The sequence below is a fragment of the Lysinibacillus sp. DFXJR4 genome (assembly GCF_057196045.1).
This window is the reverse complement of the sequence record NZ_JBXUNW010000016.1, coordinates 1-13,619: the sequence shown is the minus strand read 5'-3', so window position 1 is coordinate 13,619 and position 13,619 is coordinate 1. Positions and strand designations below refer to the sequence as shown.

The following is a 13,619-nucleotide window of genomic DNA, read 5'->3' as shown; positions in this document are numbered from 1 at the left end:
CAGTTACTGAAAATACTACTGATATATTAACCATTTCGCAAGTATCCTAGTATTGATTGTTAAAATAAAATTTACTATACATACATTCACAACTAAAAAATTCGCACACTTTCACAAGTATTTACTCAGTGAAAGTGTCACGAATTTAAATAATCAAGTGTGTATAAGATTTATAGTGCCGCGTCGTCTACTGAATTTAGGTACGCCTTGATTTCACCAATAACTGATTCGACACAGCCATCCTCAAATGGTGATATTAAGCCAGCCTCTTTTACAAGCTTTGTGAAGGACATAGAACCTCCTAAGCCGCATAAATGTAAATAGTCCTTCCACGCTTCCTCAAACTCTTCTCTTGAGCGCTTCCAGAACTGGAAGGCACAAATTTGTGCTAGCGTGTAATCAATATAGTAGAACGGGCTTGCATAAATATGACCCTGACGTTGCCAAATTCCTCCTGCTTCAAGGTAATTATTATGATCATAGTCACGATGTGGTAAATACGTTTCCTCAATTTTCTTCCATGCTGACTTGCGCTCAGCAGGTGTCATTGTTGGATTTTCGTATATTACATGTTGGAACTCGTCTACCGCAACACCATATGGTAAGAATAATAGACCACTACTTAAATGTGTAAATTTATATTTCTCTGTGTCCTCTTTAAAGAACAGCTCCATCCAAGGCCATGTGAAGAATTCCATACTCATTGAGTGAATTTCACAAGATTCAAATGTTGGCCATAAGTATTCTGGAATACCGATGTCACGACTTGAATACACTTGGAAGGCATGTCCAGCTTCATGTGTTAATACATCTATATCACCTGAAGTACCATTAAAGTTTGAGAAGATAAATGGTGAATGATAGTTTTCGATAAATGTACAATACCCACCGCTTTCTTTCCCTTTCTTCGCGACTAGGTCCATTAATTCATGATCAATCATGAAATTGAAGAATTCACCCGTTTCTTGTGATAATTCCTCATACATTTTTTTACCGTTCTCTACAATCCAAGCTGGATCACCCTTTGGAGTTGCATTTCCTGATAAGAAGTTTAATGCTTCATCATAGAATTTAAAATCAGAAATACCAATTCGCTTTGCCTGACGCTCATACAGCTCAGAAGCAACTGGTACAATTAAATCGCGAACCTGATCGCGGAATTTCTTCACCATATCTGCATTATAATCAATGCGGTTCATGCGAACATAGCCTAGCTCCACATAATTTTTATAGCCTAGTTTAACGGCAATTTCATGACGTACCTTTACAAGCTCATCATAGAGTCGATCAAATTCTTCTTCATGCTCAGCAAAAAAGCCAAAGCGTGCTTCTGTTGCTGATTTACGTATTTCACGATCAGTGGACTCTGCAAATGGTCCAAGCTGAGCAAGTGTTAATGTTTCCCCATTAAAATCAATTTGTGCGGAGGCTACTAGTTTATTATATTCAGATACAAGCTTGTTCTCCTTTTGCATTAAATCAATGACTATTGGTGAAAAGCCTTTAATTTGATAAGTTGCTAAATCGAATAGCTGCTGACCCCATTTATTCTCTAATTGTTCACGAAATGGTGAAGCTATCAATGCTTTATAATATTCTGTAGTTACCTCTTCTAGCTCGGGACCCACCTCATCGAAATAATCACGCTCTGCTTGATAAAATTCATCATTTGTATCAATTGATGCACGTATATACACTAAATTCGCCATTGTAGCATAATCATTACTTAAAGCGTTGAGTTGCTGAATGATGCTACTTTGATCGTCCATCGTCTGCGCACGTTTAAATTGCTCAATTAAAGATAATTGCTGCTCTTTCATTTCTTCAATATTTGGTCGACGGTATTCATAGTCTTTAAACGTTTTCATAGAAGTCCCCTCTTTCATACACCGTTATATTTCTATTATATGCCAAATATCTAGTATTAAGAAACAATTTAATAGCCAATTATATATGTTTTTAATAATGCTGCTCTTTCACGTAGCTTTAACTTTGCTTCTACTGATTTTGGTGTTTTGGCCGCCACCACATCTACCTCTAGATCCAATGTTTCAGCTAAATATTTTGCTCGCTTTAAATGAAAATCATTGGAGACAATCGTAACATGCTTCGTTTCCTTCGGTAGTAGTTCCTTTGAAAATAGTAAATTTTCATAGGTTGATGTAGATCGATCTTCTGCTATTATTCTGCTAGCTTCGATGCCATTGTTTAGTAAATATTCAAGCATAACTGAAGCCTCAGTCTGATCTTCATCGGACCCTTGTCCGCCAGAAACAATTACTTGGACATGAGGGTATTTCTTTAGATACCTCACAGCCTCTTCCAATCTATTTTTCAATGAAAGCGATGGAATGCCCCCTGGTTTTACCTTTGCACCTAGCACAATCATATACGCAGCTTTTCCGTTTGCAGCTGGCTGAACGCCTTCCTTCATCTCTTCACCTAGCCAAATATACATGCCAATACTTATGACAATGCTTAATAAGCCTAGTCTCATCACCCATTTTTTCATGATATTTTCCTCCCCTACCTTTTATTAACGTTTAGGAAAGAAAAAAGGATGCTTGTCCGGTGCTACGGTACAAACATCCTGTTCAATTATCTTAATATAAAGCGTCTAATCGATTCCTGTAATGCTGTTATTTCGTCTGTTAAATCATTAGAAGATTCACTAACCAATTGAATCGCACGCTGTTGTTCATCCACTGAGGCTGTTACCTCCTCTGATGCAGCGGCATTTTTCTCACTTATCAAGGCAATACTTTCAATAGAGTGCATAATGTGATTCTTCGAGCTATTCAAATACGCTACGCCCTCAGTCATATCCCCAATGACTGCAATTATTTTCTCTACCGCTAATTCAATCTCCTTGAAGGAGGACTCAGTAATAGCCACAGAGTCATTTTGCTGATGAACGATGACATTTGTTTTCTTCATCTCGTCGTTTACTAAATTGGTTTCGCTTTCAATTCCCTTTAAAGTTGTTCGAACTAGTTCAGTTGCAACAGATGTTTGGTCAGCAAGCTTTCTTACCTCCTCAGCCACAACTGCAAATCCCTTACCATGTTCACCAGCTCTAGCTGCCTCAATGGATGCATTTAATGCAAGAAGATTTGTTTGATCCGAAATCTCCGTAATCGTACCGACAATTCCTTCAATTTCTCTTACCTTCTCAATTAAACTACTGAACACTGATTGTACAGTGTAAATTAATGTTGAAGATTCTTGTGATTTCTCTTTTAACCTATTTAAGTTGACAAGCCCTTCCTGATTGGATTGTTTCATATGTTGGGAGGCGTCAAATATTAATTCATTCTTATCATGCAGTACTTCAATCTGCTGCGCAAAATTAATAGCCGTTCGATTTGTATCCTCAGAATCCGAAGCTTGCTTTACAGCCCCTTTTGAAACCTCATTAATTGCTTTTACTATTTCATCCCCATAAGCATTTGTTTCCTCAGCGACAGATGTTAAATTTGATGATGTTGATTGAATCTCTACAATGGCTTCTTCTACATCCGTAATTAACGTTTTTAATTGATCGACCATTTCATTGAAGCCTTCATTTAACTGCCCAATTTCATCTGAGCGTTGTAAATTTTCAATTTCTACTGTTAGATTCCCTTTAGCTACTTCACGCACACGCTTAGATAGCTTTTGAACAGGTACGGCTAAATGTCTAGAAACCATTATGACAACTGCAGTTCCAATAATGGCGGCCCCCAATAATGTTATGCCAATAACAAATAATAATGAATGAGCTTCCTTATTAAAGTCTTGCATATATGTACCTGATGCTATGATCCATCCCCAATTAGGATCCTTAGCAGAATAAATAATTTTATCGGCTAATACATCTTGACCAGGTAGCTCGAATTCATACTCCGTAAAACCTCCTCCCGCAAGTGCTTTTTCTGTTACTTCACGAATAAAATAATTACCGCTGCTATCCTGATCCTCCCATAGATTATCCCCTTCTCTAGTTGGATGAGTTGTTAATGTCCCCTTATCATCTAAGACATAAATATAGCCGTACTCTCCTAAATCTCCAGGATAATTAATTGGCCGCTTTCCCTCACTATCCTTTGGCCCGAGAAATGCCTCACGCACTCGCTCCTGAGCCACCTCCAAAGGGATGTCTCCTTTTTCTACACTTTCATTTGCGAGCTCAATTAATTGCAAAGCAGATTCAACACTATTTTTAATAACTTGTTCCCCAATATCCTCCATACCATTTTTAGCTTTACCGTAGCTAACTAAACCTATAATTAAACTAGGTATTATTAATAATGCTAGTGAAATGATAATCAGTTTCCCCTGTATCGAACGTAAAAACTTCATGCTTTGACCCCCTTTTTTTCTCGCTCATCAGATGTATTATTATATATTATGTTATGGTTTGAAAATTTTCACAATGGGTAAAACGCATTTATGCACGAATTATTTGATTATTTACACAAATATGCTTATATTCATACTTTTATGCTAATAAAGAAACTATCTTTCCACAGGGGAAGTCCCCATTGAAAGATAGTTTTTTGACTTTTATGCTAACTTACATGTATTGATTGCTTCTCTATTACTTCCTTCGTTCCATGTTAATGCTAGTAAATTCGTTTGATCGGCATTACTTACTCATTGTGCTAGCCTTTTAACTATTTCGACAGCATTTCTATGATATTAGGGTTATCCACGCAACTAAAGCTAGTAAAGTAGCGAAAAGAGTGGGGATTGTTAGAATTATCCCTATTTTCATATATTGTACCCAGCTTATTTGAATATCCCTCTGCGCCAATATATGAAGCCATAATAATGTTGCAAGTGAGCCAATCGGTGTCATTTTTGGACCTAAATTGGAGCCAATGACATTTGCATAAATTAGCCCTTCTTTTATAATCCCTGTAGCATTTGTATCTGCAATAGCTAACGCATCAATCATGACAGTAGGTAAGTTATTCATGATAGCTGACAATACCGCTGCAACAAGCCCCATCGTAATTGTCGAGACAACTAATCCCTGCTGAATAGCATGATCTAATAAATCTGCAAGCAACCCCGTCATCCCTACATTTTTCAAGCCGTAAACCACCACATACATCCCAATAGAAAAGAACACAATATTCCATGGTGCTCCTTTTACAACCCGCTTTGTATCTACCGTATCACTTTTGCGCGCAAGCCAGAAAAAGATTGCCGCTACACCACATAGAATAAGGGATACTGGAATTGTTAAAAGCTCACTCGTAAAGAAACCAATTAATAGAATAGCTATTACATACCACGAAAGTGAAAATAATTTTTGATCACGAATTGCCAGTTTCGGGTTTTCAACTGCCTCTAGAGAATAGGCTTTAGGAATGGAACGATGAAAAACAATATAAAGTACAACAATGCTTATCAGTAAAGAAATGATATTGGGCAGAAACATATGTAAGGCATACTCCATAAACCCTATATCAAAATAATCTGCTGACACAATGTTTGTTAAATTACTAATGACTAAGGGTAATGAAGTCGTGTCTGCTATAAAGCCACTCGCAATAATGAATGGGAAAATCATTTTTTCAGTTAAATGGAGCTTACGAACCATAGCTAAAACAATCGGGGTTAGTATCAATGCTGCTCCATCATTCGCAAATAAAGCTGCAACAATGGCTCCAAGACAGGTAATATAAATAAATAACCGAATACCACTGCCCTTAGCAAGTCGTGCCATATGTAGAGCTGCCCACTCGAAAAAACCGATTTCATCTAAAATAAGAGAGATTAAAATAATGCCAATAAATGATAAAGTGGCATTCCAAACTATCCCTGTAACCTCTAAAACGTCATGCCAAGTAACAATCTTTAAAGCCAATGCTAACAGAGCTCCTATACAGGCAGACCAACCTATAGATAATTGGCGTGGCTGGACTATAACAAAAAATAACGTTATTAAAAATAAAACAATTGCTAAAACCGTTTGCACAAGTCTCCCCCTAATTAAAAACCAGTAGCGTTTATGCTACTGGTTTTCATGTTGTTGAAATACTATTATGTCAATGAAATCAAGGTGACAAATTAAAAAGTATGCCCTTTTTCAAAACGAGGGGTTGATCTCCGTTCCGACTGAGTGCTTTCCTGGGGGCGTCCGATGAGCCGCTTCACTCGCATGCTCGCTCCAGGGTCTCATCTGTGACGCTGAATCCCCAAGGAGTCACTCAGTCTACACTCCAATCAACCACTGCTCATAGTATTTTCATTGGCATTTCACATAAATGTATAGTGATAAATTGAAGTCTTAGCCATCACTATTTTTCGCAAAAATGAAGCTGATAACATTTTTCTATGCGAAAGCAGTCCAGCAATAAGTAGCTTTATGTTTATTTATAAAGTAGTTTTATGTACAAAAATGTAGGTTGACAGCTATAGAATTGTATCACTATTCTATCCATTTAATGTTGGTGAGTAATATGCTTTTACTTTACTTTTGAGGGAAGAAAATATTTAAAGTTCTACACTATTGCTGATTGGAGTGCAAGGCTACTCGACTCCCGTGGGATAGCGAGACAGACGAGACCCTGCACGGAGCGTCAGCGCAGGAAGCGGCTCGTCGCTCGCCCACAGGAAAGCGAGTAGCCTGGAACGGAAATCACCTTCATTTTGACTAAATATTCACAAAGGGTCCCTTGACCATTTAGTTTTTCAACACTATGAAAACCAGTAGCGTTTATGCTACTGGTTTTCTTAATTATTCACCTAAATCTGCATTATGGAAAACATTTTGTACGTCTTCTAAATCTTCTAATGCATCAATTAATTTTTCAAATTTCGCTATATCGTCACCCGTTAATGCTACTTCTGTTTGTGGAAGCATGGACAGCTCTGCCACAGTGAATTCCTGTACACCAGCAGCTTTTAAAGCTTCTTGTGTAGCAAAGAATTGATCTGGCTCTGCATAAATAATAACTGTATCCTCTTCTTCTAGGATATCACGTGCATCAAGATCCGCTTCCATTAAAATTTCAAGAACTTCATCTGCTGACTTGCCCTCTAAACCGATTACGGCCGTAGAATCAAACATGTAAGCAACTGACCCACTTACACCCATATTCCCATTATTTTTACCAAATGCTGCACGTACATCAGAAGCAGTACGATTAACATTATTAGTTAAAGCATCAACGATAATCATTGTACCTGCTGGTCCGAATCCTTCATAACGTAATTCATCATAGCTTTCATCGCCAGCGCCTTTTGCTTTTTCAATTGCTTTTTCAATAATATGCTTAGGAACACTATATGTTTTTGCTCGTTCAAGAACAACTTTAAGCGCACGGTTTGATTCAGGATCTGGTTCGCCCGATTTAGCTGCCACATAAATTTCACGTCCAAATTTTGCATAAATGCGACTCGTACTTTGGTCTTTAGACGCTTTCTTTTCTTTAATATTGTTCCATTTACGACCCATTGTTTCCACTCTCTTTCAACATGTAAGTTTATCAAAATCATAGATGCGAAATTACACATCTGTATATGGTAAATCAATTATGCCTAGGCATAATTGCGTCTGGAATCGGCTTTGTGCTACACAAAGAATTCCTTTTCGATTCCGTGACATCCGCCGGAGGCTTTAACTTCTTTCAGCGGGTGTTTGGACACCCTCTAAAAAGTAAATAAAATTCGTATTCATCTCACCACCTATAGAGGTGGGAAACTTCTGCTGAAAGAAGTTAAATACTTATCGTATCTTTACTCTGCAAATAATAACACAAAATACGCTTGCAAAGCTAGGTGTACCAATGTTTAACACTAAAAATAAATTATGAAATTTTGCGTTATTAAGGCGGCTGACCATCAATTTCCTACAGTTTTTGTTCTCCTTTGATTTTTTCTAGTAAAGCATAGCAGCCCTCTAAAACTAAATCATAGGTTTCTTGAAAATTCCCTGTATAGTATGGATCAGGTACATCTTTTTGATGGATCGTTAAATCTAAAAAACGAAAAATCTTTGACGAATCCGGATTGCCTAGCATTGCTCGAATATTTCGTATATTACTTTCATCCATACCAATAATGTAATCAAATTTTTCAAAGTCTGTCTTGTGCAATTGGCGTCCTTGCATTCCTTTTATGGAGATGCCGTATTCTTTAAGCTTCTCTTGAGTTCCTTTGTGAGGAGGTTCACCAATATGCCAAGAACTTGTAGCGGCTGAATCCACTGCTATTTTATGAGTCAAGCTCTCCTTCTCAATCAAATTACGCATAACTGCTTCCGCCATTGGAGAGCGACAAATATTCCCCAAACATACAAAAAGTACATGAATCATTTTCCATATCCTCCTACAACAAAGCACCCAAAATCAAACGTGATTCTGAGTGCTCTTTTAATTGAATATACTAACGTTCAGTAAATCTTCTCAAAATAACAGTGACTTTATTTTTTCACAACTGCAATGCGCTGTTCTAATTCCTCTGTTAAAGACATTAGTTCATGCTCTAATCGATGTGTGAATTCATCGCGTCCTTCTTTGCCTTTCCCCGTAACATAAAAGGGTTCACCATAAATTAGATAACCTTTTCCACGTTTAAAAACATCACCAACATTACGCGCACCCACGTATGCGGCTGGTACGATTTGTGCTTTGGACAGTTGTGCTATTGTAATAGCACCCTGCTTTAAATCTGTACCTTCTGCACTTCTAGTACCTGAAGGAAATATACCAACAATTTTCCCCTCCTTCAATAATTGAGAGGGAATTTTAATAACACTAGGACCAGGATTATCGCGGTCAACGGGGAAAGCATTTAAACGTTTAATAAGCCAGCCAAGTCCCTTCATTTCAAATAATTGCTTTTTAGCCATAAAATGAATTTCTTTAGGATACATCGCAACCCCTAAATTTAAAATATCAACATAGCCTGTATGGGTACATGCAATAATATACCCACCTTCTTCTGGTAAGTTTTCTTCCCCATATACCCGAGCCTTTGAGCCCATTAATTTTAAAAACACTTTGACAACATTTGCTGCTAATTTATACACTGTTTCATTCCTACCTTATTTCAATAGTTATCCCCATTGTAATCGAAAAGACCAGTATACTGCAATTGCATAAGTCCATTCAACGCTATCCGCTATAGCTATCTTTATTATCTATCTTTCTTCTTGTCAAAACAATTTCATCAAAGTATTGTGTATAGGCAGAATCACCTGAATAAGATAAACATAAATATTGCTTTGCACGTGTCATACCAATATAAAGACGTGAAGCTTCCTGTTCTAAATCTTCCTCTAGATACCAAGGTGTATTATCAAGATTCACAATAAATACTACTTGAAAATCCAAGCCTTTACTGCTATCAATTGTACTAATTTTTACCGATTCTTCATTGCGCTCAAAGGCACGTTTGCTGTCAGCCGATTCCGCAATCCAATAATACGGAATATTTAATTCTCGTAGCTTTTGCTGTAAAATGGCTACATAATCCTGTCCCTTACTCTTTCGTACCCTGTATAAAATAAGGATTTCATGATATGGGATCTTCTTTTCAACATGCAATTTCCGGATTTGTAATGCTACAATTTGAGCCTCTTCAAAGAAATTATTACGTCGTATTATGGCTGGTTCTTCTCCTTTACGTCTTGTACTTTGCGGAGCAATAATTTCGCCCTCTATCTCCTTTGACACAACCTTATTTTTAAGTATGGAGAAATGTTGATAAAAATCCCAGGCAAACTTCACAATTTGGGCTGTATTACGATAATTAATACTTAATACCCTTGATCGACCTTGGAAGTTTAAACCCGTATCTTGAATATAAGAGCGTGCTCGTTTATAAATTGATTGAGCACGGTCCTCAACTAAGAGTAGTGACATGGTATCAGGGTTTAGTAAATTTGCCACTAATTTAAACCATTGACTCTCAAAATCTTGCCCCTCATCAATCATAATAGCATCGTATTTTGGTAATATAGCTTCGCCCTTTTCTAACTTTTCTAGTAAAAGTGGTATTCTTTCCTCAGAGGTTTTTAAATCCTGTCTTAAAAATGCATGAAAATTGCGGACTTGTATTTGATGAGATTTCTCTTGGAGGCCATCTATTCCCTGTGAAAAATCAAAATCAAACAAACTATCAGGGGTGTGCATCATATGAAAAATCATTTGCTCTATTGCCCTAGCGAGAGAAATATTGTAGCACAAAATGAGTATTTTCCAATCAGGATGCTGCTTTGCTAAAATCTTGGCTCTAGCTGCCAAAATTAAAGTTTTACCACTCCCAGCCACTCCACGGATTAGTCGATTTTTATCACCTATCTGCTTAGCTAATTTTTCCTGATGTAAATCCATTGTTTTGATATCATGCAATGACAGCAATAACTGATCTTGATAAGGGACAGGTGCTTTAAATTCCGCACTTATTCTAACCTCTGGGAATAGGTGATAGCGTATTCTATTGATATCCTCTGGAGATAGAGGTTCCTTTAATCGGAATGGCATGCTGAACATATTCATAATTTTTTCAAAGAGATTTTCCTCTGAAAAGCCTTCATAGTCTGGATCAATTTCATCTCTAGTTAAACAAAAATTGGGCTCTACTATACTATAAAGATCATGTTCAATAAAATCACTTTGTGTCATTCTTGTAAATACCGCACCTGCTCCACAGGGGAATTTAAGTTTAAATTGATATTTACCTTCCAATTGCACAAGACCTTTATCCTTTTTAAGTGCATCACATAAATGGAACATATAGTCTTTTGCTTGCTTATATGGACTTTTAACCGTTGTTTGATTTCCTTTAGCAGAACGAATCATCCAAGTATCCTGGTTGACATGCAATAAGGTGTGCTTAGTATAATCCTTCACCTCAAGTACAATTAACCCTAAATCAGGACCTAAAATAACAAAATCCGGCCTTCTTCCTAAAATTTCAGGCTCATAGTAAACAATATAATCATCAGGCAAATATTCCTTTAATGTTCGAAAAAGTAAGCGTTCACCAATTGTTGCAGTGGAACGTATTGTTTCCGGCATGGTCATTGCCATACGCACACCTCCATCTCTATTACCTCACTTACTTCTTCTCCAGAAACGACAAAACTCCTGTTTTTTTCACAGGAGTTTCCAAATTTCTTCAAAGTTATACACGGCCCACTAATATATCAACATCAATCGTAATTTCATTTAAACGGATAGCAGCGCCTTCTTTTTTATGCCACCCCATTGGCGTCATTTCAAGCAATGCGGGGATTAGTTCAGTAGCAAATGGTGTCGTATAGGTGATGCGCTTCACACTTACTTCCATAAAGCTTTCTTTAAAACGAGCAACTATTTGGTCATTTGAATAGGACTCCTTGTCCGAATCCGCATATAATTGTGCTCGAAGCTCATGCAAATACCTACTTTGAGGGACAACTTTTACTACACAACCACCTGGAGTTAGTAAACGTTTAAATTCTTCGTAATTTGCGGGTGATAGCACATTTAAAATGGCATCAAAGCTCGATTTTGCAAATGGACTTTTCGCCAAATCACCCACACACCAAATCTGCTCTGGATAATGTCTAGATGCAGCAAGTATTCCTTCCTTCGCAATATCAATCCCCACACCAATGCCTTTTTTCTCAGCCATTATACGGGCTAAATGTGAGCCCTCCCCACAGCCAGTATCAAGCACGGTTTGTGCAGGAGCAATTAGTTCTATAATTTTATCTTCAATTTCATCATAAATGCCACTGTCAATAACCATCTTACGAGACTCAAAGAGCTCCTTGCTATATTTTGAAGCAGCTCCATGTGTCAGCATATTAATGTAGCCTTGTTTGGCAATATCAAAAGAATGATTGGCTGAACATACCATTCTCCCTTGCTCCTGTATCGTCATAGATTCCTGACAAATTGGACAGGCAAAAAGTGATAGATTATTATTCATTAAAGCCGCTCCAGCAGCTCGTTTAGAAAGTGCCCCCATTTAATGTTCCTCCTTTTGTTCTGTCGGCGAAACAAGCGCATAACGCTCCCATTTACGACTTTTCCATCTAAAGTATACGATAATCGCTCTCATCCATTCATCTGCTGATATCGCTAGCCAAATACCTACTAGACCCCAATCTAAAACAAAGACGAATAAATACCCCAAAGGAAGACTCATACAAACCATTGATAAAAAGCCAATCTTCACAGGAAATCTAGCATCACCGGAGGCACGTAATGAGTTAATAACCACAATATTCATTGTACGTCCTGTCTCAAGCAAAACACTTAAAGCTAATACAGAGGCACCAATAGCAATAACCTCTGTATTATTCGTAAAAACATGCATTAATGGCTTACGGAAGATTGTCACAATCGCCACCATTGCAAATGTAAATACAAAGGCTGCACGTACACTTTTCCAAAGCTGTTGATAGGCCTGATCCTTATTGCCAGCTCCAACATAACGGCCAATAATAATGGCTGTTCCTGTACCAATTGCAATGGCAAATAAATACGTAAACATTGAAATATTCATTGCATATTGTCTCGCTGCCAATGTCTCTGCCCCTAAATATGTTGCATAGTATAGGAAAACTATCTGACAGAATTGATAAAGCACCTGCTCAAATGCAGAAGGGAAACCGATGTTTAATATTTTTCGAATATAGTCCTTTGAATACTCAAAATAATATTCTAGCTTCACTCTTACCTCCATCACCTGATACAGCAGCCAGAAATATACTAGAACTGCTAATCCACGGCTGATAACAGAAGATATAGCTGCTCCCTTTACACCTAGCTCAGGTAATCCTAAGTTACCAAAGATTAAACCGTAATTTAAAATAACGTGCAGCACATTCATTCCTAGTGATACATACATTGTTTGTTTCGTCCAACCATGCACGCGAATTATTGCTGCTAATGCATTGATAATTGCCTGTAAAAAAATAAAGCTTCCTATAATGACTAAATAGCTTTGGGCATATTTAAGTACTTCTCCCTGTAAGTTCATCATTGTCATTAGATGACTTGCGAAGAAGAAAAAAAGCACACTCATAATGATTCCTACAACCATGTTCATCGTAACTGCCAAAGCTGATATCTTCGCAGCTTCAAAAAAGCGCCTTGAGCCTAAATATTGAGATACAACAATCGATGCACCGTTACCAACTACTTCAAGTATTAAAATCGCAATATGAATATATTGATTAGCTGCACCAACCCCAGATACAGCATTATCAGATAAAGCACTTAGCATAAAAGTATCAGCAAGGCCCATTAACATAAATAAAAATACTTCTAAGAAAATCGGCCAAGTTAAATGAAATAAGCTTAACTTGTTTGTGTCTTTACTATCACTTTCTCTTACTGTAGTTGCCAATACATTTCACTTCTCCTATTTCCATTAAAATAAATAGTATCTTATCATAGATTTCGTGACTGTAAAGAATTTTCTAGTGTAATAAAAAATAAAACAGCCTATCCACTTAAAAACCCCTTTCACCACATCATGTGAAAGGGGTTCCTGTTGTTGAAATACTATTATGTCAATGACATCAAGGTGACAAATTAAAAAGTATATCCTTTTTTCAAAACGAGGGGTTGATCTCCGTTCCGACTGAGTGCTTTCCTGGGGGCGTCCGATGAGCCGCTTCACTC

The 13,619-nt window shown here is 37.4% G+C and carries 10 protein-coding genes; all 10 read right to left on the bottom strand.

Annotated features, from left to right (window positions below):
* Positions 1 to 170: 170 nt before the first annotated feature.
* The 10 genes from AC2CGN_RS20945 to AC2CGN_RS20900 all read right to left on the bottom strand — a co-directional run bounded on the left by AC2CGN_RS20945 (position 171) and on the right by AC2CGN_RS20900 (position 13,341).
* The gene (locus AC2CGN_RS20945) at positions 171 to 1,868 is read right to left on the bottom strand and encodes a M3 family oligoendopeptidase (RefSeq protein ID WP_484516037.1); all 1,698 of its coding nucleotides are present in this window, start codon (positions 1,866 to 1,868) and stop codon (positions 171 to 173) included.
* A gap of 68 nt (positions 1,869 to 1,936) precedes the next feature.
* On the bottom strand, positions 1,937 to 2,512 hold the full coding sequence (locus AC2CGN_RS20940; protein ID WP_429983274.1) for a YdcF family protein: 576 nt from the start codon (positions 2,510 to 2,512) through the stop codon (positions 1,937 to 1,939).
* Between the two features lie 86 nt (positions 2,513 to 2,598).
* Positions 2,599 to 4,341, bottom strand: a complete 1,743-nt coding sequence (locus AC2CGN_RS20935) for a methyl-accepting chemotaxis protein (RefSeq protein WP_429986246.1) — start codon at positions 4,339 to 4,341, stop codon at positions 2,599 to 2,601.
* Positions 4,342 to 4,672: 331 nt separating this feature from the next.
* Positions 4,673 to 5,968 (bottom strand): arsenic transporter, encoded by a 1,296-nt coding sequence (locus AC2CGN_RS20930; RefSeq protein WP_484516034.1) that lies wholly within the window; start codon positions 5,966 to 5,968, stop codon positions 4,673 to 4,675.
* Positions 5,969 to 6,730: 762 nt separating this feature from the next.
* Positions 6,731 to 7,450, bottom strand: coding sequence for a YebC/PmpR family DNA-binding transcriptional regulator (locus tag AC2CGN_RS20925; RefSeq protein ID WP_054771039.1), 720 nt, complete (start codon positions 7,448 to 7,450; stop codon positions 6,731 to 6,733).
* Between the two features lie 394 nt (positions 7,451 to 7,844).
* Complete coding sequence (locus tag AC2CGN_RS20920) at positions 7,845 to 8,309, bottom strand: low molecular weight protein-tyrosine-phosphatase (RefSeq protein ID WP_484516032.1); 465 nt, start codon at positions 8,307 to 8,309, stop codon at positions 7,845 to 7,847.
* Between the two features lie 107 nt (positions 8,310 to 8,416).
* On the bottom strand, positions 8,417 to 9,025 hold the full coding sequence (locus AC2CGN_RS20915; protein ID WP_286923290.1) for a lysophospholipid acyltransferase family protein: 609 nt from the start codon (positions 9,023 to 9,025) through the stop codon (positions 8,417 to 8,419).
* Between the two features lie 85 nt (positions 9,026 to 9,110).
* On the bottom strand, positions 9,111 to 11,030 hold the full coding sequence (locus tag AC2CGN_RS20910) for a 3'-5' exonuclease (RefSeq protein WP_484516030.1): 1,920 nt from the start codon (positions 11,028 to 11,030) through the stop codon (positions 9,111 to 9,113).
* A 94-nt stretch (positions 11,031 to 11,124) separates the two neighbouring features.
* On the bottom strand, positions 11,125 to 11,955 hold the full coding sequence (locus AC2CGN_RS20905; protein WP_484516028.1) for a putative RNA methyltransferase: 831 nt from the start codon (positions 11,953 to 11,955) through the stop codon (positions 11,125 to 11,127).
* Positions 11,956 to 13,341 (bottom strand): MATE family efflux transporter, encoded by a 1,386-nt coding sequence (locus AC2CGN_RS20900; protein ID WP_484516026.1) that lies wholly within the window; start codon positions 13,339 to 13,341, stop codon positions 11,956 to 11,958.
* Positions 13,342 to 13,619: the final 278 nt, after the last annotated feature.

Bases quoted from the DNA above. Each gene is read 5' to 3' on its own strand.
- AC2CGN_RS20945 (WP_484516037.1), bottom strand. From the start codon at position 1,868: ATGAAAACGTTTAAAGACTATGAATACCGTCGACCAAATATTGAAGAA.
- AC2CGN_RS20940 (WP_429983274.1), bottom strand. From the start codon at position 2,512: ATGAAAAAATGGGTGATGAGACTAGGCTTATTAAGCATTGTCATAAGT.
- AC2CGN_RS20935 (WP_429986246.1), bottom strand. From the start codon at position 4,341: ATGAAGTTTTTACGTTCGATACAGGGGAAACTGATTATCATTTCACTA.
- AC2CGN_RS20925 (WP_054771039.1), bottom strand. From the start codon at position 7,450: ATGGGTCGTAAATGGAACAATATTAAAGAAAAGAAAGCGTCTAAAGAC.
- AC2CGN_RS20920 (WP_484516032.1), bottom strand. From the start codon at position 8,309: ATGATTCATGTACTTTTTGTATGTTTGGGGAATATTTGTCGCTCTCCA.
- AC2CGN_RS20910 (WP_484516030.1), bottom strand. From the start codon at position 11,030: ATGGCAATGACCATGCCGGAAACAATACGTTCCACTGCAACAATTGGT.
- AC2CGN_RS20905 (WP_484516028.1), bottom strand. From the start codon at position 11,955: ATGGGGGCACTTTCTAAACGAGCTGCTGGAGCGGCTTTAATGAATAAT.